The organism is Amycolatopsis sp. cmx-8-4, assembly GCF_046548675.1.
In the GTDB taxonomy this organism is placed as follows: Bacteria; Actinomycetota; Actinomycetes; order Mycobacteriales; family Pseudonocardiaceae; genus Amycolatopsis.
Genome location: NZ_JAEBDZ010000005.1, coordinates 489,149 through 513,621, shown reverse-complemented (window position 1 = coordinate 513,621; position 24,473 = coordinate 489,149). Strand labels below are relative to the sequence as shown.

The following is a 24,473-nucleotide window of genomic DNA, read 5'->3' as shown; positions in this document are numbered from 1 at the left end:
CGTGAGTGGTAATGAGGGTTAGCACCCTCATTACCACTCACGACCCGCTCAGCTGCGGTTCGCGTCCTTCTTCTCCGCCGCCGCTTCCGCCGACCCGATGCGGCCCGACGCCCACTCCGTCACCCGGCGGGCGACGTCCTGGGCGGTGAGGCCGATGCGGGTCAGCACCTCGTCGCGGCTGCCGAGGTCGTGGAACGTCTGCGGGACGGCCAGGTCGCGCAGCGGGACGTCGCACTCGGCGTCGCGGAAGACCGCCGCCAGGGCCGAGCCGAAGCCGCCGTGGCGGCCGCTGTCCTCGACCGTCACCACCAGCTTGTGCTGCTCGGCCAGCGCGACCAGCTCCGCGGGCACCGGCAGCACCCAGCGCGGGTCGACGACGGTGACGCCGATGCCCTGGTCGGCCAGGCGAGCCGCGGCGGCGAGCCCGAGCGTGGCGAACGCGCCCACCGTGACCAGCAGGACGTCGGCGCCCTCCTTCGGGCGGCGCAGCACGTCGACCGTGCCGAGCCGCTCGACCGCGGTGACGTCCGTGCCGACCTTGCCCTTGGAGAACCGCAGCGCGGTCGGGCCGTCGGCCACCGCCACCGCTTCGCGCAGCTCCTCGCGCAGCGTGGCCGGGTCGCGCGGCGCGGCGACGCGCATGCCCGGCACCATGCCCAGCAGCGACAGGTCCCACATGCCGTGGTGGCTCGGCCCGTCCGGCCCGGTGATCCCGGCGCGGTCCAGCACCAGCGTCACCGGCAGGCGGTGCAGCGCGACGTCCATCAGGACCTGGTCGAACGCGCGGTTGAGGAACGTCGAGTAGATCGCGACGACCGGGTGCAGCCCGCCCATCGCGAGGCCGGCGGCCGAGGTGACGGCGTGCTGCTCGGCGATGCCGACGTCGTACCAGCGGTCCGGGAACGCCTCGGCGAACTTGTCCAGCCCGGTCGAGCGCAGCATCGCCGCGGTGATCGCGACGACGTCGTCGCGGTCGGCGCCGATCTTCGCCAGCTCGTCACCGAACACGCCGGTCCAGCTGGGGCCCTTCACCGGCGGCAGGCCGGTCTCCGGGTCGATCGGGTCGGTCTGGTGCATCTGGTCGTGCTCGTTGTTGACCGCGGGCGCGTAGCCGTGGCCCTTCTCGGTGACCACGTGCACGATCACCGCGCCGCCGAACGCCTTCGCGCTCTGGAACGCCTTCTCCAGCGCGGCGAAGTCGTGGCCGTCGACCGGGCCGAGGTACTTCAGGCCGAGGTCGGAGAACATCGCCTGCGGGCTCAGCGCGTCCTTCAGGCCGGCCTTCGCGGCGTGCAGGGCGGCGTAGATCGGCTTGCCGACGACGGGCGTGTGCTTGAGGAGCTCGCGGCCGCCGTCGAGCAGGCGCTCGTACCCGGGTTGCAGGCGCAGCGCGGCGAGGTGGTCGGCGAGCCCGCCGATGGTCGGCGAGTAGGACCGGCCGTTGTCGTTGATGACGATCACGACCGGGCGGTCCCGGTGCGCGGCGATGTTGTTGAGCGCCTCCCAGCACATGCCGCCGGTGAGCGCGCCGTCCCCGACGACGGCGACCGCGTGCCGCTCGTCGTCACCCAGGGCGAACGCCTTCGCCAGGCCGTCCACATAGGACAGTGCCGAGGAGGCGTGGCTGCTCTCGACCCAGTCGTGCTCGCTCTCGGCGCGCGACGGGTAGCCGGTGACGCCGCCGGTCTGGCGCAGCTTGTCGAAGCCGTCCGCGCGGCCGGTGACGATCTTGTGGACGTAGGCCTGGTGCCCGACGTCCCAGACGATCGCGTCGCGCGGCGAGTCGAACACGCGGTGCAGGGCCAGTGTCAGCTCGACGACGCCGAGGTTCGGCCCCAGGTGCCCGCCGGCCCTGCGGACCTTGTCGACGAGGAAGTCCCGGATCTCGGCCGCCAGTTCGCCGAGGTCCTCGACACTCATGCGCTTCAGGTCCGCCGGTCCGCTGACGGACTCCAGCATCGTCACTCGTCTCCACCTCGCTCATCCACGACCACGTTCCGGCCAGTCTACGGAGACCCGCCACCGAGGTTCCGCCCGCCGCGTCCGGCGTCACAGGCGGAGCGCGACCACCCGTCATCACGCGGGGTGAACCTCGTCTCCCCGCGCTGCTGTGGCGGTTACGCCGCGTGGCCACGAGAATGGGCGGCATGGCGGACTTCTTCATCGGCGGCGACTGGGTGGACGCGGTGGCCGGCGGACGGCGCGAAATCCGCTGCCCGGCCGACGGCACCCCGGTCGCGACGGTCGCCGAGGGCACCGCCGCGGACACCGAGGCCGCCATCGCCGCGGCGCGGCGCGCGTTCGACACCGGGCCGTGGCCCGGCACGCCCGCGCACCTGCGCGGTGACCTGCTGTTGCGCACCGCCGACCTGCTGGACCGCGACGCCGAGGCGTTCGCCAGGGCCGAGTCGCTCGACACCGGCAAGCGCCTGGTCGAGAGCCGCTACGACATGGCCGACATCGCCGCCTGCCTGCGGTACTTCGGCAAGCTCGCGGCCCAGGACGCGGGCCGCGTCGTCGACACCGGCAACCCGGACGCCTTCAGCCGGATCGTGCACGAACCGGTCGGCGTGTGCGGGCTGATCACGCCGTGGAACTACCCGCTGTTGCAGACCGTGTGGAAGATCGCACCCGCGCTGGCCGCGGGCAACACGTTCGTCCTCAAGCCCAGCGAGCTGACGCCGCACACGGCGATCCTGTTCCTGAAGCTGCTCACCGAGGCGGGCCTGCCGGACGGCGTCGCGAACCTGGTGCTCGGCGCCGGCGCCGAGGTCGGGGCGCCGCTGGCCGAGCACCCGGACGTTGACCTGGTGTCGTTCACCGGCGGGCTGGCCACCGGCAAGGTGATCGCGGCGGCGGCCGCGGGCACCGTCAAGAAAGTTGCCCTCGAGCTGGGCGGGAAGAACCCGAACGTGGTCTTCGCCGACGCCGACTTCGAGACGGCGGTCGACTACGCGCTGACCGCGGTGTTCCTGCACTCCGGCCAGGTCTGCTCGGCGGGCGCGCGGCTGATCGTGCAGCGCGAGTGGCACGAGGAGTTCGTCGCCGAGCTGGTGCGCCGGGCCGAGCGGATCCGCCTCGGCGGGCCGTTCGACGAGCGCGCCGAGACCGGGCCGCTCATCTCGGCGGCGCACCTGGCGAAGATCGAGAAGTACGTGGCGGCGGCGCTGGCCGAGGGCGCGGTGCTGCGCACGGGCGGCCGCCGGCCCGAGGACCCGGCGCTGGCCGGCGGCTTCTACTACCTCCCGACCATCCTGGACCAGGTGAAACAGGGCTCGTCGGCGGTCGTCGACGAGTCGTTCGGGCCGGTCCTGACGGTCGAGACGTTCACCGACGAGGACGACGCCGTCCGCATCGCCAACGACACCCACTACGGCCTGGCCGGCGCGGTGTTCACACAGGACGCCGGGCGGGCGCAGCGCGTCGCGGGCCGGCTGCGCCACGGCACGGTGTGGATCAACGACTTCCACCCGTACCTGCCGCAGGCCGAGTGGGGCGGTTACAAGCAGTCCGGGTTCGGCCGCGAGCTGGGCCCGGCGGGCTTGGGCGAGTACACCGAGACCAAGCACATCTACCAGAACCTGCGCCCGGCACCGCAGCGCTGGTTCGCCGGCTGAGGTCGCTGTCGTCGCCCGATCGGGATCCACCGATCGGCCCAGCGGCTCACGCACCCCTGCACAGGCAAACTCAGGACAGCAGCGCCACGCACTCCACGTGGTGCGTCATCGGGAACGCGTCGAACGCGCGCAGCGCCGTCAGCGCGTAGCCGTGCGACGTGAACGTCGCGAGGTCGCGGGCCAGGGCCGCCGGGTCGCAGGCGACGTACACGACGCGGTCCGGCTGGCCGGCCACGATCGACTCCACCACCGCCTTGCCCGCGCCCTTGCGGGGCGGATCCAGGACGACGACGTCGACGGGCTTGTCCGCCGCGGACAGCACGTCCTCCACCCGCCCGGCCTGCCACGACACCTGCGGCAGGTCGGCGAGGTTGTGCCGGCCGTCGGTGACCGCGCGGCGGCCCGACTCGATCGCCAGCACCCGCCCGGATTCGCCGACCTGCGAGGCCAGCACCGACGCGAACAGCCCGACGCCCGCGTAGAGGTCCCAGGCCGATCCGCCCGCCGGCGCTTCCGCCCACTCCGCCACGACCGCGGCCAAGGTGGACGCTGCCGCCGGGTGGACCTGCCAGAAGCCGTGCGCGTCGAGGCGCCAGTCGCGGCCCGCGGCGTGCTGCACCGCCACGCCGCCCGACAGCTGCCGGGCGCGGACCTTGCCGCGCACCGTCGACAGCTCGCGGACGTGGGTGCGGCCGTCGCCGTCGCTGGTCACCTCCAGCTCGCTGCCCGGGCGCCAGCGCCGCGCGAGGACGTCTTCGAGCTCGCCCGGGACCGCGATCGGGCAGTCCTCCAGGGCCACCACGCGGTGGCTGTGGTGGGCGCGCAGGCCCGCGCGCCCGTCCCGCCCGGCGACCAGCCGGACGCGGCTGCGCCAGTCCAGCGGCCCGCCGTCGAGGGCTTCGACGACGACCTCGCGCTCGATCCCGGCCAGCCGCTGCAGCTGCTCGGCCACCACCGCGGCCTTCAGCTCACGCTGGTACGACGGCGACGCGTGCTGCCAGTCGCAGCCGCCGCACGCGCCGGGCGCGGCGAGCGGGCACGGCGGCGTGACGCGGTCGGGTGACGGCTTGAGCACCTCGACCGCGTCGCCGCGGCAGAACGAGCCGCCGTTGTCCTCGGTGACCTCGACGCGCACGTGCTCGCCGGGCAGCGCGTGCCGGACGAACACCACCCGTCCGTCGGCGCGGGCCACGCAGTGGCCGCCGTGCGCGACCGCACCGACCTCCACCTCGAGGACTCGGCCTTGCCAGGACGTCATTCAGCGGGCTCCTTGGGTTTCGCGACGGGCTTGGAAACAGGCTTCGAGACGGGGGTGACGGGCGGGACGGCGCCGGGTGAGAACCCGCGCCGGACGTCGCCCGCGGCGGGCCGTTCGTTCCGGACGCGCGCGGCCGCCTTGGCCGAGGACTCCAGCTGCCACGGCACGCTCGCCACGATCACGCCGGACTGGAACAGGAGACGGCCCTTGAGGCGCAGCGCGCTCTGGTTGTGCAGCACCTGCTCCCACCAGTGGCCCACGACGTACTCCGGGATGAACACGGTGACGACGTTGCGCGGGTTGTCGCCGCGCACGCGCTTCACGTAGTCCAGCACCGGTTTCGTGATCTCGCGGTAGGGCGATTCGACGACCTTCAGCGGCACCTTGAAGTTGTGCGCGTCCCATTCGGCGGTGAGCCGGCGGGTGTCCGCGTCGTCCACGTTGACCGTGACGGCTTCGAGGACGTCCGGGCGCATCGCCTTGGCGTAGGCCAGCGCGCGCAGGGTCGGCCGGTGCAGTTTGGACACCAGCACGATCGCGTGGTTGCGCGACGGCAGCACGGTCGGGGTGTCACCGAGGTCCTTCAGCTCGTCGGCGACGCGGTCGTAGTGCTTCCGGATCGCGGTCATCAGCACGAAGATCGCGATCATCGCGGCGATCGCGATCCACGCGCCCAGCAGGAACTTCGTGATCAGCACGATCACCAGCACCACGCCGGTGCAGGTGAGGCCGACCGCGTTGACCGTCTGCGAGCGCCGCATCCGCCGCCGCTTGGCGGGGTCGGTTTCCTTGGCCAGCAACCGGTTCCAGTGCCGGATCATGCCCGCCTGGCTCACCGTGAACGACACGAACACGCCCACGATGTACAGCTGGATCAGCCGGGTCACCTCGGCGTCGAACGCGATGATCAGCACCAGCGCGAACGCCGCCAGGAACAGGATCCCGTTGGAGAACGCGAGCCGGTCGCCGCGGGTGTGCAGCTGCCGCGGCAGGTAGCGGTCCTGCGCCAGGATCGAGCCCAGCACCGGGAAACCGTTGAACGCGGTGTTCGCGGCCAGCAGCAGGATGATGCCGGTGGAGAAGGAGATGTAGTAGAACGCCGGCGGGAAGTCCGCGAACACCGCGTGCGCGATCTGCGCGACGATCGTCTTCTGCTGGTAGCCCGCGGGCGCGCCGGCGAGCTGCTCCGCCGGGTCCTCGGCGAACTTGACGTCGGTGATCGTGGCGAGCGTGATGATGCCGACCAGCATGGTGACGGCGAGCAGGCCCATCATCAGCAGCGTGGTGGCCGCGTTCTTCGACTTGGGTTTCTGGAACGCCGGGACGCCGTTGCTGATCGCCTCCACCCCGGTCAGCGCCGCGGCGCCGGAGGAGAACGCCCGCAGCACCAGGAACGCGTACGCGACCCCCGCGAAGGATCCTTCGGCGCTCAGCGTGAACCCGGCGCTCTCGGCCTTCATCTGGGTGCCGGTCGCCGCTTGGAACAGGCCCCAGACGACCATGATCATGATGCCGATGATGAACCCGTACGTCGGGATCGCGAACGCCTTGCCCGACTCGCGGATGCCCCGCAGGTTCAACGCCGTGAGCACCGAGACGATCACGATGGACGCCAGTACCTTGTGCTCGGCTACCCACGGGACAGCGGACCCGATGTTGGCCACACCGGACGAAGTGGACACCGCGACCGTGAGGACGTAGTCGACGAGCAGCGCGCTCGCGACGGTCAGCCCGAACTTGCCGCCCAGGTTCGTGTTGGCGACCTCGTAGTCACCGCCGCCGCTCGGGTAGGCGTGCACGTTCTGCCGGTAGGACGCGACGACGACGAGCATCACCAGCGCGACCATGATGCCTATCCACGGCGCCAGCGCGTACGCGGACAGCCCCGCGACGCTCAGCGTCAGGAAGATCTCTTCGGGCGCGTACGCCACGCTCGAGAGCGCGTCGGACGCGAAGATAGGCAGCGCGATGCGCTTCGGCAGGAGCGTGTGAGCGAGCCTGTCACTGCGGAACGGACGTCCGAGGACCAGGCGTTTCAGCACGGTCGGGAACTTCGACACCACCGGACAGTACAGCGGACCGACGCTTCTCCGTCGAGGGCGGTGGTGGGGAGGACGGTGGAGGTAACCGGCGGGGCGCAGGGTAGGTTCGGCGCTGGCATGTCGGGGTAGGTACGGACGGGAAACCGCCGAATGAGGAGGCAGGGCGTGCACGTGGTGATCATGGGATGCGGCCGGGTCGGCGCGTCCCTGGCCGCTGCGCTGGAGCGGCTCGGCCACGAGGTGGCCGTCATCGACAAGAACCAGCAGGCGTTCCGCAGGCTGGGCAGCGACTTCCACGGCCAGCAGGTCGTCGGGGTCGGGTTCGACCGCAAGGTGCTGATCGCGGCCGGGATCGAGCGGGCCGGCGCGTTCGCCGCCGTGTCCAGCGGCGACAACTCGAACATCATCTCGGCGCGGGTCGCGCGCGAGAACTTCGGCATCGAGCACGTCGTGGCGCGGATCTACGACCACAAGCGCGCGGCCGTCTACGAGCGGCTGGGCATCCCGACGGTGGCGACCGTGCCGTGGACGACCGACCGGTTCCTGCGCACCCTGCTGCCGGACGGCGTCGCGTCGGCGTGGCGGGACCCGTCGGGCAACGTCGCGATCCTGCAGCTGCCGCTGCACGAGGGCTGGGTCGGGCACTCCGTGAAGTCCCTGCAGGAGGCGAGCGGCGCGCGGGTCGCGTTCATCATGCGCTTCGGCACCGCCGTGCTGCCGGAACCCAAGACCGTGCTGCAGGCCGACGACGACGTGTGGGTGGCCGCGCGCTCCGGCACCGTCAGCGACGTGGGCAGTGTGGCCAACCGCGAACCGGAGGACGAGGCATGAGGGTCGCGATTGCCGGCGCGGGCGCCGTGGGCCGGTCCATCGCCGCCGAGCTGATCGACGGCAGGCACCAGGTGATGCTCATCGAGCGGGAGGCCGACCAGTTCGAGCCGCACACCGTCGAGCAGGCCGACTGGGTGCTCGGCGACGCCTGCGAGGTGTCGATCCTGGAGGAGTCCGGGATCGAGCAGTGCGACGTCGTGATCGCGGCGACCGGCGACGACAAGGCCAACCTCGTGGTGTCGCTGCTGGCGAAGACCGAGTTCGCGGTGAAGCGCGTCGTGGCCCGGGTGAACAACCCGGCCAACGAGTGGCTGTTCACCGACGCCTGGGGCGTCGACGTCGCGGTGTCGACCCCGCGGATGCTCGCGGCGATGGTCGAAGAGGCGGTCAGCGTCGGCGACCTCGTCCGGCTGATGACGTTCCGGCAGAGCAACGCGAACCTCGTCGAGCTCACCCTCCCGGAGGAGACGCCGCTGGCCGGGAAGCCGGTGAGCGAGCTGGCGATCCCCCGCGACGCGGCGCTGGTGACCATCCTGCGCGGCGACCGCGTGATCGTGCCGCAGCCGGAGGACCCGCTCGAGCCGGGCGACGAGCTGCTGTTCGTGGCGACGTCCGACGTCGAGCCGGAGATCCGCACGGCCCTGGGCTACTGACAAAAGCCGTGAAGGCCTCCTTACCGGCTCTTATGGCCGGTAAGGAGGCCTTCACGGCACTCGGGAGAATTTCAGGCCTCGGGGGCCGCGTACTTTTCGCGGAGCCGGGCTTCGACCTCGGCGTCGGTCTCCGGTGCCGGCTCGTCCTCGGCCATGGCCTTGAGCCGCTTGTCGGACCGGCGCACCGCCCAGACGACCACCAGCAGGCCCAGCGCGTACAGCGGGTAGCCCATGGCGATCTTCGCGAAGGCCAGCCAGCCGGTGTAGTCCTCCTGGTAGAGCCACCGCTGCACGACGAACCGGGCGGCGAAGATCGCCGCCATGGCCAGCGTGGCGACGTCGTAGCCGTAGCGGGACGGCTTGTCCTTGCGCCACGCCTGGCCGGTGCCGTTGAGCATGTTCCAGACGACGCCCGCGATCGGGTAGCGCACCACCACCGACAGCACGAAGATCCCGCAGTAGACGAGGCTCGCGTAGATCCCGAAGAGGAAGAACCCCTTCGCGGACCCGGTGCGGTAGGCGATGAACGCCGCGATGGCGACGCCGAAGAACCCGGAGATCGCCGGCTGCAGCGGCTCCTTGCGCACCAGCCGCAGCACGGTGATCGCCACCGCGCTGCCGATCGAGGTCCAGATGGCCGCGGTCAGGCCGAAGAAGGAGTTCGCCAGGACGAACACGATCACCGGCAGCGACGAGTAGATCAGGCCGGACACGCCGCCCATCTGCTCGAGCAGGGTCGGCTGCGGTTCGTCGGCGTCTTCGGTCTTCTTCTCGCTCGGGGCGGGATCAGTCACGATAGGTGATCAACTCACTGGGCTCTGGAGTTCGTAATAGGGGTTGTACAGCACCTTCTGGCCGTCACGCGTGGCCATCCGGCCGCGCACCTTGATCGTCCGGCCCGGCTCGATGCCCGCGATCCGGCGGCGGCCGAGCCAGATTAGCGTCACGCCCTGTGTCCCGTCGAACAGCTCCGCCTCCAGCGTGGCGGCTTCGTTGGTCGGGCAGAGCTCGACACTGCGGAGTCTCCCCAGCACGGTGACCTCTTCGCCGGAGCGGCAGTCGCAGGCGCGCTGCGCGCCTTCGGCGTCCGACCTCATCGACATCTCGTCGGCGTCGAGATCCTCGACGTCGCTGGTCAGCTTGCGAACCAACCGGCTGAAGTAGCCGCCGTCTTTGGCGGACATAGGTGCTCCTGTGCTCCGGGGCCCCCGACTTGGTCTTTGCGGCCCGAACGTTTCCAGCGTACTGCGGTCCCCGTCAGGGAAACGCCTTTGCGCAAAGATCGCAACGTGACGTCCGCAATCCCCGCTCCCGCCGCTGTGCTGCTGCCCGGCACCGGCTCCGACGAGGTGTTCGTCCGCGCGGTCTTCGCCGGCCCGCTGCGCGCCCTCGGCGTCCCGCTCCTCACGCCGGCGCCGCCACCGGGGGCGACGCTGGCCGACGGCTACCTGGCGGTCCTCGACGCGCTGGCGGACGAACACGGCGAACTGCTCGTAGGCGGCATTTCGTTCGGCGCCCACCTGGCCGCGGAGTGGGCCGTGCGCAATCCCGGCCGTTGCGGGGGCCTGCTGGCCGCGCTCCCGGCCTGGAACGGCGATCCGGGCCCAGCGCCCGCGTCGCTCGCCGCGACGCTGTCGGCGGATCTGGTGGCCCGTTCCGGGGTCGACGGCGCGCTGGCGCAGACGGCAGGCAGCCCGGACTGGCTGCGGGCGGAACTGGACCGCGCCTGGCGCCGGCACGGCGACGGCCTGGCGGCGAGCCTGCGCGTCGCGGCGGCCCGCCCGGCGCCGTCGCTGGCCGAGCTGGCGGCACTGAAGGTGCCCGCGGGCGTCGGCACGTGCACCGACGACCCGATACACCCGACGAAAGTCGCATCCGAGTGGGCCGCGACCCTCCCTCGAGCGGCTCTCGGCGCGACGACCCTGGCCGCGCTGGGCGCCGACCGCGAGTCACTGGGCCGCGCGACGGTGCTCGCCTTCCTGCGGGCCCTCGAAAGCCGTGAAGGCCCCCTTCCCGGCGCTTATGGCCGGTAAGGGGGCCTTCACGGCTTTTGTCGAGCGTCAGCCCTGTTGCTGGGCGGCGATGTGCTCCGCGACCGCCTCGGGGAGCGTGATGGTCAGCGGCGTCCGGACCGGCATCGGCGCGTCACCGCGGTCGACGATCGTGCGGCGGACGATGTCCCGCAGCACCTCCACCGCCGCCGCGGCCTCCGACTGCGGCCCGGCGATGACGCCACGCAGCATCCAGCGCGGCCGGTCGATGCCGACGAAGCGCAGCGAGACGTCGCCGACGATGGCCGAGATCTCCAGGCCCCACGCGCCGCGGCCGATGTTGACCTTGGCGCCGTCGGCCCGCAGCTGGTCGGCCAGCTCGGTGCTGACCTCCCGCCACAGCCCGCCGGTGCGCGGCGCGGCGTACGCGCTGACCGTGATCTGGCCCTGCTCGGTGACGACGTGCACGGCCCGCACGCCGCTGGTCTCGGGGTCCATCTCGACCTGGACCTGCGACCCGTCGGGCACCGGCACCTTCACCGAGCCGAGGTCGATCCGCGGGACGCCGTCGTCCTCGAAGTCCGCGACGTCGAACGGGCCGTCGGAGACGTCCGACAGCTCGGAGTCCTCGCTGAACTCGTCGTCCTCGATCGTGTCGTCGGCATCGGGCGCGGCGTGCCGTCCCGCGGACCCGCCCTCGGTCCGCCGCTTGCGTCCGAAAATCCCCACTACTTCTCCGTTCCTTCCCCAGCCACGGCGCTCGCCGCGAGCGCGTCTGCTCCCAGTGTGGCGTGTCCGCCCGTGGAGCCGTAGCCGCCGGCGCCCCGTTCGGTCGCGTCGAGCTCGGCGACCTCGACGAACTCCGCGTGCTCGACCCGCTGCACGACCAGCTGGGCGATGCGGTCCCCGCGGGTGAGCTTCACCGGGTGCACCGGGTCGTGGTTGATCAGGCAGACCTTGATCTCACCGCGGTAGCCCGCGTCGATCGTGCCCGGGGTGTTGACCACCGAGAGACCGACCCGGGCGGCCAGGCCCGACCGGGGGTGGACGAACCCCGCGAAACCCGGGGGGAGCGCGATCGCGACACCGGTGCCGACCACCCCGCGTTCCCCGGGTTCGAGCACGATATCCGAGGTCGTGACGAGATCGGCGCCCGCGTCGCCCGGTCGGGCGTAGGCGGGCAGCGGGACATCCGGGTCGAGCCGGGAGAGGAGTACCTGAACGCTGGACACGGGCGGCGAGATTACTCTCTACCCGTGGGTGAATCAGCGAAGACGGCCTCGAGCGCCGCGGTCCGGCACTCCGAGCGGCTCTACGTCCCGTGGTGGGGCTGGCCGCTGCCGGTCCTGGGCGCGATCCTGCTGGCGGCCGAGATCGACCTCGGGTACCCGGGGATCCGGGCCTGGCTGCCGTACGTGATCGCGTTGCCGGTCGTGGTGGCGCTGCTGCTGTCGCTCGGCAAGTCCCGGATCCGCGTCACCGGCGGTGACGAGCCCGAGCTGTGGGTGGGCGACGCGCACCTGCCGCTGCGCTACGTCGGCGAGGTGGAGATCTTCGACTCCGGCGCCAAGCGCAAGGCGCTCGGCCGCGACGGCGACCCCGCGGCGTACGTGCTGCACCGCGGCTGGGTCGGCCCGGCCGTGCGGATCCGGCTCACCGACCCCGCGGACCCGACGCCGTACTGGCTGTTCAGCACCCGGCACCCGGAGCGCGTCGCCGAACTGCTCAAGGGCGCCTGACCGCCCGGAGACGTGGAAGGGGGCCGGCCTGCCGGCCGGCCCCCTTGTCCCCAGCGCGCTTCGAGCCCTCCCCTGATCCCTCAGGGCTCTCCGTCGCGTCTGTTCGTCCCGAACCCTGGTCCGAGCTCCCGCGCCCTCAGGCGCAGTCGCGGCAGATCAGGCGTCCACCGCTCTCCTCGGCCAGCCTGCTGCGGTGGTGCACCAGGAAGCACACGGAGCAGGTGAACTCGTCCGCCTGCTTCGGCACCACCTTCACGGTCATGTCCTCACCGGAAAGCCCGGAGAGGTCGGCACCCGGAAGCTCGAAGTTCTCGGCGGTCGCGTCCTCGTCGACGTCGACGACGCCGGACTGGTTCTCGTTCCGCCGGGCCTTGAGCTCCTCCAACGAGTCTTCGGCCAGCTCGTCGGCTTCGCTGCGGCGCGGAGCGTCGTAGTCGGTAGCCATGTGTCCCTCACCCCTGCGATCAGCATTGTGTAGTCGTTTTCCCGGACCCTCGGGTGCGCCCGCGAGTCCGCCGTGCCGCTGGTCAACGTTCCAGGGCCGCTGTTTGTGCCCGACGGCCGGAGTGACCGAGGTCTCTCTCGTTTTGGGCCTCGTCCTGCGGCCGGAGCCCGGGAAGGGTAGCTCACGCCTTCGCGGCTTCTGCAACGAGTCAGACATTGCCGGGGATTCGTCACCCGACAGGGGGAACCCGCAGGTAAGACGCGTTGTCGTCCATTCGGGTTGCCCCCGGATGGAGAACCTCACGGGGGGCCCGTGTCCGCTTGCCCCGGCCGACCCCCGCGTGGTGCGATCGCCGCACGGGGACAGGTCCCCGGGCGGCGCCCGGGACCACGGCGGGGCCCGGGAAACCGGCGGGGTGACCCGGACCCGCGCACGCGGGTCGCAGCGCCTAGGCTGATCGGCCACGACGGTGCCGACGAGCTGCCGTCGGGTTCTGGGTTCGGGAAGGGACGGGCAGGTGGCGTCGGGGAACGGCATCGGGGACCGTGCGGCGCGGCCGTACCGCAGGCACAAGCCGCTGCCGGCGCTGATCGTCATCGGCGTGCTGGCGCTCGGCGCGATCATCGTCTGGATCAACGCCGCGGTCGGCAAGGGCGACGTCGACGAGGCCGTCCGGTGCGACCCGCAGGCCAGCCCGCCGCCGGGTGTCACGTTCAGCACACTCCCCCACAACGCCCTCGACGACCGCGCGCCGGTGCCGCCGGACAAGGTCGCGGTGAAGGTCCTCAACGCGTCGAGCACGCGCGGCCAGGGCAGCATCACGACGACGGCGCTGCACGAGCTCGGGTTCACCAACACCGGCGAGCCGGCCAACGACCCCGCCTACGAAAACCGCGAAGCGAAGTGCCGCGGCCAGATCCGCTTCGGCGAGAACGGCATCACCGCGGCCCGCACGCTCGGCCTCGTGGTGCCCTGCACCGAGCTGGTCCAGGACAACCGCAAGGACGCGAGCGTCGACCTCGTCACCGGCACCAACTTCGGCGACATCCGCCCGCGCGCCGAGGCCCGCCAGGTCCTCACCCAGCTCGCCGAGTGGTCCAAGGCCCACCAGGGCGGCGGCGGCAACGAGCAGTCGGCGGGCGCCCAGGCCCCGGTCATCGACCAGACCCTGCTGGCCTCGGCCCGCGACGTCCAGTGCTGACCCCCTAACCCGACCCTCTGCGTACGCGACCCGACCCTCCAGGCACGCGAGCCGACCCTCCAGACACGCGACCCGACCCTCCAGGCACGCGAGCCGACCCTCCAGACACGCGAACCGACCATCTGGGCACGCGAGCCGACCGGCCGGGTAAGCGGGTCGTCCGCCCAGGCGCGAGTCGTCTCCTCAATCACGCGTGTCGTCCGCCCAATCACGCGTGTCGTCCGCCCAGACACGCGCGATGCCCTCCCGATCACGCGTGTCCGGCCCTCAGGGGCCCCGCAACGGCCGTCTCAGACGTCCGCGGCCCCGCACTCCCCCAGCGCCTTCCGCAGCGGCTCCGCGATCGACGGCGCCGCCGCGTACGTCGCGTCCGCGCCGAGGTCCGGCGCCGACCCCGGCAGCACGACCGTCGCGCCCGCCTCCGCCGCGATCAGCGCGCCCGCGGCCCAGTCCCAGCGGTGCAGGCCGTGCTCGACGTACGCGTCCAGCCAGCCCGCCGCCACCGCGCACAGGTCGAGCGACGCCGCGCCGTTGCGACGGATGTCGCGCACCCGCCCGAGCAGTCCCGCCGCGAACCGCGCCTGCCGCGACCGCCGCTCCGCCGAGTACGCGAACCCGGTCCCGACGAGCGTCAGCTCCAGCCGCGACGGCGCCGAGACGCCCAGCCGGCGGCCGTCGAGCCACGCGCCCTGGCCGCGCGCGGCCGACCACACCCGCCCGCTCGCCGGCTCGACGACGGCGCCGGCCACCGACACCCCGCCGATCTGCGCGGCGACGGACACGCCGAACCACGGCAGGCCGTAGAGGAAGTTGACCGTGCCGTCGATCGGGTCGACGACCCACGTGACGCCGTCGTCGCCCGCGGTCCCGCCGCCCTCCTCGCCCAGCACCGGCTCGCCGGGCCGCAGTTCGGCGAGCCGGTCGCGGACGAGCCGCTCCGACTCGTGGTCGACGGCGGTGACCACGTCGGTGTCCGCGGACTTGGTGTCCACGGCGACCGGCCGGCCCGCCGCCATCCCGGCCCAGGCCTCGCGGACCAGCTCGGCGGCGTCCGTCGCGACCTGCACCGCGACGCTTTTCAGCAACGACTCGTCAACTCCCACGTCCGCCATGTCACCACATCCGGTTAAAGTCTCCGAGGCAGGCTTCTGAATCGTGCGAGAAGGGACCACGTCCGTGGTGGAGGCGACCCGCCGAGGTTTCGGCATCGACATCGGCGGCAGCGGGATCAAGGGCGCGTTGGTCGACCTGGACCGGGGGCAGCTCATCGGCGACCGGATCCGGATCGAGACGCCCAAGCCGTCCACCCCGTCGGCGGTGGCGGACGTCGTCGCCGAGATCGTGGCGCAGGCGGGCTGGGGCGGGCCGGTCGGCGTGACCCTGCCGGCGGTCGTGAAGAAGGGCGTCGCGCACACCGCGGCCAACATCGACAAGCAGTGGATCGGCACCGACGCCGACGCGCTGTTCGCCAAGCGGCTCGGGGTCGGCGTCGACCAGGTCGCGATGCTCAACGACGCCGACGCGGCCGGCATGGCGGAGATCCGCTTCGGCGACCCCGTCGCGCGCACCGGCGTCACGGCGCTGCTGACCTTCGGCACCGGCATCGGCAGCGCGGTGTTCCAGGACGGCAAGCTCGTCCCGAACACCGAGTTCGGTCACCTGGAGATCGACGGCCACGACGCGGAGAAGCGCGCGGCCGCGTCGGTGAAGGACAACGAGGGCCTGACCTACCCCGAATGGTCCAAGCGGGTGCACCGTTATCTGACCGTGCTGGAAAACCTGATCTGGCCGGATCTGTTCATCGTCGGCGGCGGTGTCAGCAAGAAGGCCGAGAAATGGGTGCCGCTGCTGGACATCCGGACTCCGGTGCTGGTCGCGAAGCTGCTGAACAACGCCGGGATCGTCGGGGCCGCGGCCGCCGCGGCCGAGGGCATCCAGCACTAGATCCGGCGCTGGAACGGCGCTGGAACGGCGCTGGATCCAGGGCCGGTTTCGACGCCGATTCGACACCTCCGGCAGGCCGGAGGGTGATCGCTTCGCGACGCACGCGCGTACCGCCGTTACAATGGAACACGGCCCACGGCTGCGGAGGCCAAAACCGCAGGCCGAGGCGTGTTCCCCGAATGTGGGGCAGCAGTGGCTCCTAGTCCGCTGCTCGTCATGATCGACCGCTGCGAAAGGGCGTAAGTGGCAGCCGCAAGAACCGCAACCCGAGGCGGGACGAAGACAGCGACCGCAGCCGGCGAGCCGGCCGAAGAGGCAGCCACCGGGACGGCGAAGCCAGCGGCACGCAAGACCACCACGGCCAAGAAGGCTCCGGCGAAGAAGGCACCGGCGAAGAAGCCCGGGACCAAGGGCGAGGACGGCGAGCCCGACGGTCCCGAGGGCATCGAAGGCGAGCTCGACTCGCCCGACCTGGCGGACCTGGAAGAAGTCGAGGTCGACGTCGATGTCGTCGTCGTCGACGAGACGGTCGTCGAAGAGCCGGAAGCCGACGACGACGACGAGGAATCCGACGAGGAGACCCCGGCGCAGCGCCGTCGCGGCGCGGCCGCCGACAAGGCGGCCGCGGCCAAGAGCCCCGACAGCCCGGACTTCGTCTGGGACGAGGAGGAGTCGGAGGCCCTGCGCCAGGCGCGCAAGGACGCCGAGCTCACCGCGTCGGCCGACTCCGTGCGTGCCTACCTCAAGCAGATCGGCAAGGTCGCGCTGCTGAACGCGGAGGAGGAGGTGGAGCTCGCCAAGCGGATCGAGGCCGGGCTCTACGCCGCCGAGCGGGTGCGCACGGCCGAAGAAGAGGGCGAGAAGCTCGTCACGCAGATGCGCCGCGATCTCAAGTGGATCGTGCGTGACGGCGAGCGGGCCAAGAACCACCTCCTGGAGGCGAACCTCCGGCTCGTGGTGTCGCTGGCCAAGCGCTACACCGGCCGCGGCATGGCGTTCCTGGACCTCATCCAGGAGGGCAACCTCGGCCTGATCCGCGCGGTGGAGAAGTTCGACTACACCAAGGGCTACAAGTTCTCGACGTACGCCACGTGGTGGATCCGCCAGGCGATCACCCGCGCGATGGCCGACCAGGCCCGCACCATCCGCATCCCGGTGCACATGGTCGAGGTCATCAACAAGCTCGGCCGCATACAGCGTGAGCTGCTCCAGGACCTCGGCCGCGAGCCGACCCCGGAAGAGCTGGCCAAGGAAATGGACATCTCCCCGGAGAAGGTCCTGGAGATCCAGCAGTACGCGCGTGAGCCGATCTCGCTCGACCAGACCATCGGCGACGAGGGCGACTCCCAGCTCGGTGACTTCATCGAAGACTCCGAAGCCGTCGTCGCGGTCGACGCCGTGTCGTTCACGCTGCTGCAGGACCAGCTCCAGTCGGTGCTGCAGACGCTGTCCGAGCGCGAGGCGGGCGTCGTCCGGCTGCGCTTCGGCCTGACGGACGGCCAGCCGCGCACGCTCGACGAGATCGGCCAGGTGTACGGGGTGACCCGTGAGCGCATCCGGCAGATCGAGTCGAAGACGATGTCGAAGCTGCGTCACCCGTCGCGGTCCCAGGTGCTGCGCGACTATCTCGACTGATTTTCCTTCGTTATCAACGAAGAACCCCGCCACGATCGTGGCGGGGTTCTTCGTTTTCCGGGATGGTGGGATGGAGATCATTTTCCCTCGTGAGGAGCCTCCATTGCAGATCGGCATCGGATTGCCGAACCAGGTCCGGGACATGCGCCCGGCCCTCCTTCCCAGCTGGGCCGCGCGCGCCGAGGCCGCCGGGTTCTCGACGCTCGGCACGGTCGGCCGGATCGCCTACCCCGGTGTGATGGACACCGTCGCGCTGGCCGCCGCGGCCGGCGCGACGTCGCGGATCGGCTTGGTCAGCAACGTCCTGCTCGGCACCGTGTGGCCGCCCGTGCTGCTGGCGAAGGAGATCGCCGGCATCGACGGCGTCTCCGGCGGCCGGCTCACCCTCGGCATCGGGATCGGCGGCCGGCCGGACGACTTCGTCACCGACGGGCTCGGCCCGAAGGGGCTCGGCAAGCGGATCGACGCCGACCTCGAGGTCTACCGGGACGTCTGGAACGGCGAGCCCGTCGGCGGCGGGGTCAACGCGGCGGTACCGGCCGGCACGCGCGAGGTGCCGCTGCTGTTCGGCGGGTTCGCGCCGAACGCCCTGGCCCGGATGGCGAAGCACGGCCAGGGCTACGTCGGCGGCTCGATGCCGCCCGCGATGGTCGCCGACGCCTTCGACAAGGCCCGTGCGGCCTGGCGTGACGGCGGTCGCGAGGGCGAACCGCGGCTCGTCGCCATCGTCTACTACGCGCTCGGCGAGCCGGACACCGGACGCGAGAAGGTCGGCGACTACTACAGCAACATGGGCGAGATGGCCAAGGTCGTCGTGGACAACGTCCGCACGACGCCGGAAGCCGTGCGGGCCGCGGTGAAGGAGTTCGCCGCCCTCGGTGCGGACGAGCTGATCTTCAACCCGGCCACCGACGAGATCGACGACGTCGAGCGGCTCGCCGAGATCGTGCTGTGATACCGCCGGGACGTAGTCGTCGCAGGCGGCCAGTGGCCGAGGCCAGTGGCGTCCACAACGGACAGCCGGATCACGGTGCCGCCGGGCGTACACGTCCTGTACAACTCAGGGGACGGCCAGGCCGCGCTCCCGCAGCGACTGCTCGACGCGCAGGCGTTCGATCTCGCGGTCCATGCCCTCGGGCAGCTCGGCGAGCCGGTGCGGGACGCCGATCTGCCGGCAGGCCTGGGCGAGCAGCTCGTCGTAGGCCTGCCGGGTGCCGTACCGCCGCGCGGCCGAGGTGCCGGACGGGTAGTCGACGAGCAGCCGGTGTACCCGGCGCAGGTCCGCGGCGACCCGCTCGATCGGCGGCCCTTGCGGCTGCGGCTTCGCGAACTTCTCCCGCGCCCGCCGCAGCAGGGCCGGGGCGCGCAGGGCGCACCAGAAGAGCACCGTGGGGATGATGCAGACCACGGCGAACAGGATCAGGTTCCCGAGGACGCCTCCGGCGCCGGCCATGCCCTCATCGTAAGCCCGCGACGCGGGCCCGCCGGACCCGTTTTCGCGTCAACTCCCGTGATCAGAACGCCAACTCATGTGATTGGGAGGTCAACTCGCGTGATTGGGAGGTCAACTCGCGTGATTGGGAGGTCGACACGGCCGTTGTGGCCGTGTCGACCCTCCCATCACGCGTGTCGGCTTCCGGATCACGCGTGTCGACCCTTTGAGCACGCGTGAAGGGCTGCTACGGGAGTTCGGGGACCGCCGGGGGTGTTTCCTCGGCGAGCCAGAGGACTCCGGCGGGCGGGAGCTGGAGGATCGCCGAGGCCGGCTGGCCGTGCCAGGGTGAGGTGACCGCTTCCACCGCGCCCAGGTTGCCGACGCCCGAGCCGCCGTAGGCTTCGGCGTCGGTGTTGACCACCTCGCGCCAGCGGCCCGCGGACGGGAGGCCGACCCGGTAATCGTGGTGCGGGACGCCGGCGAAGTTGGCGACGCACGCCAAGCGCGAGCCGTCGGCGCCGATACGCAGGAAGCTCAGGACGTTGCCGCCGGAGTCGTTGGCGTCGATCCAGGCGAAGCCCTCCGGCGAGGTGTCCTGGCTGAACAGCGCCGGCGTCGTCTTGTACACCGAGTTCAGCGCCCGCAGCAGGTCCTGCACACCGCGGTGCAGCGGCTCGTCGAGCAGGTGCCAGTCGAGCGACCGCTGCTCGGACCACTCCTGCGGCTGGCCGAACTCGCCGCCCATGAACAGCAGCTGCTTGCCCGGGTGGGCCCACATGAACGCCAGCAGCGAGCGCAGCCCGGCCGCCTTGTTCCAGTCGTCGCCCGGCATCCGGCCCCACAGGGATCCCTTGCCGTGCACCACTTCGTCGTGCGACAGCGGCAGGACGAAGTTCTCGCTCCACGCGTACACGAGCGAGAACGTCATCTCGTTGTGGTGGTAGGCGCGGTGGATCGGCTCGTGGGACAGGTAGCGGAGCGTGTCGTGCATCCACCCCATGTTCCACTTGAAGCCGAAACCGAGACCGCCCAAGTGGGTCGGGCGCGTGACGCCCGGCCAGGCGGTCGACTCCTCGGCCACCATCACCACGCCCGGGTGTCGCTTGTAGACGGTCGCGTTCAGCTCCTGCAGGAACCGCACCGCGTCCAGGTTCTCGCGGCCGCCGTACTGGTTCGGCAGCCACTCCCCTTCCTTGCGGGAGTAGTCGAGGTAGAGCATCGACGCCACCGCGTCGACGCGCAGGCCGTCGAGGTGGAACTCCTCGATCCAGAACAGCGCGTTGGCGACGAGGAAGTTGCGGACCTCGTTGCGGCCGAAGTCGAACACGAGCGTGCCCCAGTCGGGCTGCTCGCCGCGGCGCGGGTCCGCGTGCTCGTACAGCGCCGTGCCGTCGAACTTCGCCAGCGCCCAGATGTCCTTGGGGAAGTGCGCGGGCACCCAGTCGACGAGCACGCCGATCCCCCGCTGGTGCAGGCGGTCGACGAAGTAGCGGAAGTCGTCGGGCGAGCCGAAGCGGGACGTCGGCGCGTAGTACGACGTCACCTGGTAGCCCCAGGAGCCGCCGAACGGGTGCTCCGACACCGGCAGCAGCTCGACGTGCGTGAAGCCGGTCTCGACGACGTAGTCGCCGAGCTGGTCGGCCAGCTCGCGGTAATTCAGGCCGGGCCGCCACGAGCCGAGGTGGACCTCGTAGGCGCTCATCGGCGCCGCGGCCCAGTTGGTCGCCTCGCGCCGCGCGACCCACTCGTCGTCTTCCCAGACGTACTCGGACCGGGTGACGACCGAGGCCGTCGCCGGCGGGTGTTCCGCGCCGAACGCCATCGGGTCGGCCTTTTCCTGCCAGTTCCCGTCGGCACCGAGGATGCGGAACTTGTAGCAGGCGCCGACCTCGACGCCGGGCACGAACAGCTCCCAGATCCCGGACGAGCCGAGCGAGCGCATCGCGTGCCCGCGCCCGTCCCAGCCGTTGAAGTCGCCGATCACGCGGATGCCGCGGGCGTTCGGCGCCCAGACGGCGAACGACGTGCCCTCGACGGCTCCGCCGGGCGTGTCGTAGGAGCGCACGTGCGCGCCGAGCGCCTCCCAGAGCCGCTCGTGCCGTCCTTCGCCGATCAGGTGCAGGTCCAGCTCGCCGACCGTGGGCAGCCAGCGGTACGGGTCGTCGGCGGTGACGCTGTGGCCGTCGTACTCGACCTCCAGCCGGTAGTCGCCGGGGTGCTCCGGGACGGCGACGGCGAAGAGCGCGTCGATCACCGGCTCCATCGGGTACCGGTGCTCACCGATGCTCAGCGCGACGGCCTTGGCCCCGGGCAGCAGCGCCCGCGCCGCGAACCCCTGGCCCACGGCGTGCACGCCCAGCACCGAGTGCGGGTCGTGGTGCGAGCCGGCCAGCAGCCGGTCGATGTCGGCGGCCGGCGGGGCCGCGTCCGGGAGGTTCTCCGGTACCGCGTTCACGTGCTTCACCCATCTCCCCGCATGATCCGGGCGATCGAGGCGAGCGGGACGCCCAGCCAATCGGGCCGGTTCGCGTGCTCGTAGCTCACTTCGTAGATCGCCTTGTCCAGTTCGAATGCCCGCAACAGCTCACCCTGGTCGCGGGGGTCGGCCCCGACCGCGGCGTAGCCCTCGCAGAACGCCGTGCGGTTGCGGGCCGACCACTCGTGCGCCCGCTCGACGTGCTCCGGATCCGGCTGCCCGACCAGCATCTGCTGGGCCGCGTAGTCGAACGACCTCAGCATGCCCGCCACGTCGCGCAACGGCGACCTGAGCGCGTGCCGCTCCTCGACCGGGGCCGCGGGCTCGCCCTCGAAGTCGATGAGCAGCCAGCCGGTGACCGTCCGCAGCACCTGGCCCAGGTGCAGGTCGCCGTGGATGAACTGCATCGAGACCGCGTCGGCGGGCAGCGTCCGGAGCGTCTCGAACGACGCCCGCAGCGCCGGCGCGTACGCGGCCAGTTCCGGGACCAGCCCGGCGACGGTGTCCAGCCGCGCGATCATGGCCTTCATCGTGCGGTCCAGCTCGTCGGCGTCGACGCCCTCGGTGCCGAGCGCCGAAGCCAGATCCGCGTGCACCTCGGCGACCGCGCGGCCCAGCCGTTCGGCTTCGCCGGCGAAGTCGCCGCCGACCTCCTCGGCGTGCCGCTCCGGGCCGGCCATCAGGTCGCGGACGCTGGTGGTGGCCATCGCCCAGCCGTCGACCGCGTCCGGGATGAACTGCTGGAGCATGCCGACCGTGGTCGGCTCGCCGTCCAGGTCGCCGGTGATCGAGCCGAGCGGCTGCGCGATGTGCTTGCTGCCGATCTCCTGCAGCGCGCGGTGCAGGAGCAGGTCCTTGTTCTGGCCCGGGGTCAGCTTGCGGAACAGCTTGAGGATGTACTGCCCGCCGTAGACCAGGGAGGTGTTGCTCTGCTCCGACGAGATCGGCCGGGCGCGCAGCCCGGTCTCCAGCTCGACGCCGGGCTCGTGCCCGAAGCCGAGCGCGCCGACGCGGCCCTCGCTCGCCATCAGGTCCAGCAGCACGCCGGTCAGGTCCGCGTCCGCGGACGCCTCGTAGGCGTTCAGGTCGCCGCCGGCGACGATCCAGCTGCCCGACGCGATCTCCGGTGGGTGCGTCCGCCGGCCGACGAGCAGCTGGTAAGGCTCGCGGCGGTCGCCCTGGATCACCTCGATGACCAGGTGCAGCAGCTGCGGGTCGCCTTCGACCAGCTCGGTCACGCCGAGCGGCCGGACACCGGTCACCGGCCGGTCCTTGCCGGCGAACCAGCGCTGGGCCGGCAGCCACCGGGCCAGATCGCCGGTCAGTGCGTCGACCAGCTCACTGGTCTCGGACACGGAACTCACCTCGCTTCGCCTTCGTCTCCCGGGGTCGTCAGCTGGAACCAGTAGAAGCCGTGCCCCGGCAGCGTCAGCAGGTAGGACAGCTCCCCGATGCCCGGGAAGCGCACGCCGCCGGTCAGCTCGACCGGCACGCACCCGCGGTGCGCGGACAGGTCCAGCTCCACCGGCTGCGGGAAGCGGGAGAGGTTGTTCACGCAGAGCACCGTGTCCTCACCGCCGTCCGGGCGCCGCCACTGGCGCTTGTAGGCCAGCACGCTCGGGTTGGAGCCGCCGAGGTCGACGAACTCCCCTTCGGCGAAGGCGTGGTGCTGCTTGCGCACTTCGATCATCCGCCGGGTCCAGTTGAGCAGGGAGGAATCGTTGTTGGACTGGGCTTCGACGTTCAGGCCCTGGTAGCCGTAGACCGGGTCCATGATCACCGGGAGGTAGATCCGGCCCGGGTCGCAGGAGGAGAACCCGGCGTTGCGGTCCGGGGTCCACTGCATGGGTGTGCGCACCGCGTCGCGGTCGCCGAGCCAGATGTTGTCTCCCATGCCGATCTCGTCACCGTAGTACAGAACGGGCGAGCCCGGGAGGGACAACAGCATCGCCGTGAACAGCTCCTGCTGGTTCCGGTCGTTGTCGAGCAGCGGGGCCAGCCGCCGGCGGATGCCGATGTTGGCCTTCATCCGCGGGTCCTTGGCGTACTCCGTGTACATGTAGTCGCGCTCTTCGTCGGTGACCATCTCGAGGGTCAGCTCGTCGTGGTTGCGCAGGAAGATGCCCCACTGGGTGCCGTCGGGGATCTGCGGGGTCTGGGTGAGGATCTCCGAGATCGGGAACCGGGACTCGCGGCGCACGGCCATGAAGATCCGCGGCATCAGCGGAAAGTGGAACGCCATGTGGCACTCGTCGCCGCCGACCGCCGGGTCGCCGAAGTACTCGACGACGTCGGAGGGCCACTGGTTCGCCTCGGCCAGCAGGATCCGGCCGGGGTACTCGTCGTCGACGACCTTGCGGCAGCGCTTGAGGAACTCGTGCGTGCGCGGCAGGTTCTCGCAGTTGGTGCCCTCCTGCTCGAACAGGTACGGCACGGCGTCGAGGCGGAAGCCGTCGATGCCCAGGTCCAGCCAGAACCGCAGGGTGTCGATCATGGCGTTCTGGACGTCGGGGTTCTCGAAGTTCAGGTCGGGCTGGTGGGAGAAGAACCGGTGCCAGTAGAACTGGCCGCGCACCGGGTCGTACGTCCAGTTGGACGACTCGGTGTCGACGAAGATGATCCGCGCGTCGGCGTAGCGGGAGTCGTCGTCGCTCCACACGTAGTAGTCGCCGTACGGGCCGTCCGGGTCGCTGCGCGACTGCTGGAACCACGGGTGCGCGTCCGACGTGTGGTTGAGCACCAGGTCGGTGATCACGCGGATGCCGCGCCGGTGCGCCTCGTTCAGCAGGAAGACGAAGTCCTCGACGCTGCCGAACTCCGGCAGCACGGCCCGGAAGTCGCTGATGTCGTACCCGCCGTCGCGCAGCGGCGACGCGTAGAACGGCGGCAGCCACAGGCAGTCGATGCCCAGCCACGCCAGGTAGTCCAGCCGGCCGGCCAGGCCGCGCAGGTCGCCGGTGCCGTCGCCGTTCGAGTCGGCGAAGGCGCGCACCAGCACCTCGTAGAACACCGCGCCCTTGAACCACGCCGGGTTGCTCGGCGCCTGTTGCGCCGAGCGGAAGTCCTCGGCCTGGGGTTCGACCAGCAGCCCGTCGGCCGTCATGGCCTCACCGGTGTGCGGCACGCCCTCGAGCCCGAGCGCCGCGTCGGGGCGGGTCTCCTCCGCCATGTGTTCCACCTCTAGTCCTTCAAGTCCTTCAAGTCCC

General features: G+C 71.3%; 22 protein-coding genes. 9 read left to right on the top strand and 13 right to left on the bottom strand.

From position 1 onward, the window contains the following. Window positions 1-48: 48 nt before the first annotated feature. Entirely contained in the window at window positions 49-1,965 is a 1,917-nt protein-coding gene (gene dxs, locus ACLJQZ_RS13970) for a 1-deoxy-D-xylulose-5-phosphate synthase (protein WP_410620417.1), read from the bottom strand. Window positions 1,966-2,147: 182 nt separating this feature from the next. Between dxs and ACLJQZ_RS13965 the strand changes: the two genes are divergently transcribed. Then, a complete protein-coding gene (locus ACLJQZ_RS13965) occupies window positions 2,148-3,617 on the top strand; it encodes an aldehyde dehydrogenase family protein (RefSeq protein WP_410620416.1) in 1,470 nt (489 codons plus the stop codon). Window positions 3,618-3,687: 70 nt separating this feature from the next. On the opposite strand, the gene ACLJQZ_RS13960 is transcribed toward ACLJQZ_RS13965, so the two are convergent. Both ACLJQZ_RS13960 and ACLJQZ_RS13955 read right to left on the bottom strand, forming a co-directional pair. Then, window positions 3,688-4,875, bottom strand: a complete 1,188-nt coding sequence (locus tag ACLJQZ_RS13960; RefSeq protein ID WP_410620415.1) for a class I SAM-dependent RNA methyltransferase — start codon at window positions 4,873-4,875, stop codon at window positions 3,688-3,690. After that, on the bottom strand, window positions 4,872-6,935 hold the full coding sequence (locus ACLJQZ_RS13955) for an APC family permease (RefSeq protein WP_410620414.1): 2,064 nt from the start codon (window positions 6,933-6,935) through the stop codon (window positions 4,872-4,874). The genes ACLJQZ_RS13960 and ACLJQZ_RS13955 overlap by 4 nt, the downstream gene beginning before the upstream one ends. A 147-nt stretch (window positions 6,936-7,082) precedes the next feature. Between ACLJQZ_RS13955 and ACLJQZ_RS13950 the strand changes: the two genes are divergently transcribed. After that, entirely contained in the window at window positions 7,083-7,748 is a 666-nt protein-coding gene (locus ACLJQZ_RS13950; RefSeq protein WP_410620413.1) for a potassium channel family protein, read from the top strand. Beyond that, a complete protein-coding gene (locus ACLJQZ_RS13945) occupies window positions 7,745-8,401 on the top strand; it encodes a potassium channel family protein (protein ID WP_410620412.1) in 657 nt (218 codons plus the stop codon). Before ACLJQZ_RS13950 ends, ACLJQZ_RS13945 begins: the two co-directional genes overlap by 4 nt. A 71-nt stretch (window positions 8,402-8,472) precedes the next feature. Here the strand turns inward: ACLJQZ_RS13945 and ACLJQZ_RS13940 are convergent, their stop codons facing one another. Together ACLJQZ_RS13940 and ACLJQZ_RS13935 are read right to left on the bottom strand one after the other, a co-directional pair. Then, window positions 8,473-9,195, bottom strand: a complete 723-nt coding sequence (locus tag ACLJQZ_RS13940) for a DUF3159 domain-containing protein (RefSeq protein ID WP_247049019.1) — start codon at window positions 9,193-9,195, stop codon at window positions 8,473-8,475. Between the two features lie 9 nt (window positions 9,196-9,204). Further along, complete coding sequence (locus tag ACLJQZ_RS13935; protein ID WP_247049018.1) at window positions 9,205-9,585, bottom strand: OB-fold nucleic acid binding domain-containing protein; 381 nt, start codon at window positions 9,583-9,585, stop codon at window positions 9,205-9,207. 105 nt (window positions 9,586-9,690) lie between these two features. Here ACLJQZ_RS13935 and ACLJQZ_RS13930 point away from each other — a divergent pair, with 105 nt between their 5' ends. After that, a complete protein-coding gene (locus ACLJQZ_RS13930) occupies window positions 9,691-10,434 on the top strand; it encodes an alpha/beta fold hydrolase (protein ID WP_410620411.1) in 744 nt (247 codons plus the stop codon). A 27-nt stretch (window positions 10,435-10,461) separates the two neighbouring features. On the opposite strand, the gene ACLJQZ_RS13925 is transcribed toward ACLJQZ_RS13930, so the two are convergent. Together ACLJQZ_RS13925 and dut are read right to left on the bottom strand one after the other, a co-directional pair. Beyond that, entirely contained in the window at window positions 10,462-11,121 is a 660-nt protein-coding gene (locus tag ACLJQZ_RS13925; RefSeq protein ID WP_326947698.1) for a DUF3710 domain-containing protein, read from the bottom strand. Continuing rightward, window positions 11,121-11,624: a dUTP diphosphatase gene (gene dut, locus ACLJQZ_RS13920; RefSeq protein ID WP_326947697.1), complete on the bottom strand. Its 504-nt coding sequence runs from the start codon at window positions 11,622-11,624 to the stop codon at window positions 11,121-11,123. Before dut ends, ACLJQZ_RS13925 begins: the two co-directional genes overlap by 1 nt. A 24-nt stretch (window positions 11,625-11,648) precedes the next feature. Between dut and ACLJQZ_RS13915 the strand changes: the two genes are divergently transcribed. After that, complete coding sequence (locus ACLJQZ_RS13915; protein ID WP_410620410.1) at window positions 11,649-12,131, top strand: DUF3093 domain-containing protein; 483 nt, start codon at window positions 11,649-11,651, stop codon at window positions 12,129-12,131. Between the two features lie 136 nt (window positions 12,132-12,267). Here the strand turns inward: ACLJQZ_RS13915 and ACLJQZ_RS13910 are convergent, their stop codons facing one another. Continuing rightward, window positions 12,268-12,576, bottom strand: coding sequence for a DUF4193 domain-containing protein (locus ACLJQZ_RS13910; RefSeq protein ID WP_086676737.1), 309 nt, complete (start codon window positions 12,574-12,576; stop codon window positions 12,268-12,270). A gap of 517 nt (window positions 12,577-13,093) precedes the next feature. On the opposite strand from ACLJQZ_RS13910, the gene cei reads away from it, so the two are divergent. Continuing rightward, a complete protein-coding gene (gene cei / locus ACLJQZ_RS13905; RefSeq protein ID WP_410620409.1) occupies window positions 13,094-13,777 on the top strand; it encodes an envelope integrity protein Cei in 684 nt (227 codons plus the stop codon). Between the two features lie 290 nt (window positions 13,778-14,067). On the opposite strand, the gene ACLJQZ_RS13900 is transcribed toward cei, so the two are convergent. Next, window positions 14,068-14,889 carry an inositol monophosphatase family protein gene (locus ACLJQZ_RS13900; RefSeq protein WP_410620408.1) on the bottom strand — a complete coding sequence of 274 codons (822 nt, stop codon included), beginning with the start codon at window positions 14,887-14,889 and terminating at the stop codon, window positions 14,068-14,070. Between the two features lie 64 nt (window positions 14,890-14,953). Between ACLJQZ_RS13900 and ppgK the strand changes: the two genes are divergently transcribed. From ppgK to ACLJQZ_RS13885, 3 genes are all read left to right on the top strand, one after another. Beyond that, window positions 14,954-15,721, top strand: a complete 768-nt coding sequence (gene ppgK, locus ACLJQZ_RS13895) for a polyphosphate--glucose phosphotransferase (RefSeq protein ID WP_371827686.1) — start codon at window positions 14,954-14,956, stop codon at window positions 15,719-15,721. A 243-nt stretch (window positions 15,722-15,964) separates the two neighbouring features. After that, window positions 15,965-17,356, top strand: a complete 1,392-nt coding sequence (locus ACLJQZ_RS13890; RefSeq protein WP_410620407.1) for an RNA polymerase sigma factor — start codon at window positions 15,965-15,967, stop codon at window positions 17,354-17,356. A gap of 103 nt (window positions 17,357-17,459) precedes the next feature. Then, window positions 17,460-18,311 (top strand): LLM class flavin-dependent oxidoreductase, encoded by an 852-nt coding sequence (locus tag ACLJQZ_RS13885; protein WP_410620406.1) that lies wholly within the window; start codon window positions 17,460-17,462, stop codon window positions 18,309-18,311. Window positions 18,312-18,416: 105 nt separating this feature from the next. Here ACLJQZ_RS13885 and ACLJQZ_RS13880 read toward each other — a convergent pair whose 3' ends face one another. The 4 genes from ACLJQZ_RS13880 to treS form a co-directional block, all read right to left on the bottom strand. Then, a complete protein-coding gene (locus tag ACLJQZ_RS13880) occupies window positions 18,417-18,809 on the bottom strand; it encodes a hypothetical protein (protein WP_247049010.1) in 393 nt (130 codons plus the stop codon). Window positions 18,810-19,035: 226 nt separating this feature from the next. Then, window positions 19,036-21,246, bottom strand: a complete 2,211-nt coding sequence (gene glgB, locus ACLJQZ_RS13875) for a 1,4-alpha-glucan branching protein GlgB (RefSeq protein ID WP_410620435.1) — start codon at window positions 21,244-21,246, stop codon at window positions 19,036-19,038. A gap of 5 nt (window positions 21,247-21,251) precedes the next feature. Continuing rightward, window positions 21,252-22,622, bottom strand: coding sequence for a maltokinase N-terminal cap-like domain-containing protein (locus ACLJQZ_RS13870; protein WP_410620405.1), 1,371 nt, complete (start codon window positions 22,620-22,622; stop codon window positions 21,252-21,254). A gap of 5 nt (window positions 22,623-22,627) precedes the next feature. Then, entirely contained in the window at window positions 22,628-24,436 is a 1,809-nt protein-coding gene (gene treS, locus ACLJQZ_RS13865; RefSeq protein WP_410620404.1) for a maltose alpha-D-glucosyltransferase, read from the bottom strand. Window positions 24,437-24,473 lie beyond the last annotated feature (37 nt).

What these genes read in the sequence shown, in the direction of transcription:
- ACLJQZ_RS13965 (WP_410620416.1), top strand. Translation starts at nt 2,148, where the DNA reads ATGGCGGACTTCTTCATCGGCGGCGACTGGGTGGACGCGGTGGCCGGC.
- ACLJQZ_RS13960 (WP_410620415.1), bottom strand. Translation starts at nt 4,875, where the DNA reads ATGACGTCCTGGCAAGGCCGAGTCCTCGAGGTGGAGGTCGGTGCGGTC.
- ACLJQZ_RS13945 (WP_410620412.1), top strand. Translation starts at nt 7,745, where the DNA reads ATGAGGGTCGCGATTGCCGGCGCGGGCGCCGTGGGCCGGTCCATCGCC.
- ACLJQZ_RS13935 (WP_247049018.1), bottom strand. Translation starts at nt 9,585, where the DNA reads ATGTCCGCCAAAGACGGCGGCTACTTCAGCCGGTTGGTTCGCAAGCTG.
- ACLJQZ_RS13910 (WP_086676737.1), bottom strand. Translation starts at nt 12,576, where the DNA reads ATGGCTACCGACTACGACGCTCCGCGCCGCAGCGAAGCCGACGAGCTG.
- ACLJQZ_RS13900 (WP_410620408.1), bottom strand. Translation starts at nt 14,889, where the DNA reads ATGGCGGACGTGGGAGTTGACGAGTCGTTGCTGAAAAGCGTCGCGGTG.
- ACLJQZ_RS13880 (WP_247049010.1), bottom strand. Translation starts at nt 18,809, where the DNA reads ATGGCCGGCGCCGGAGGCGTCCTCGGGAACCTGATCCTGTTCGCCGTG.
- treS (WP_410620404.1), bottom strand. Translation starts at nt 24,436, where the DNA reads ATGGCGGAGGAGACCCGCCCCGACGCGGCGCTCGGGCTCGAGGGCGTG.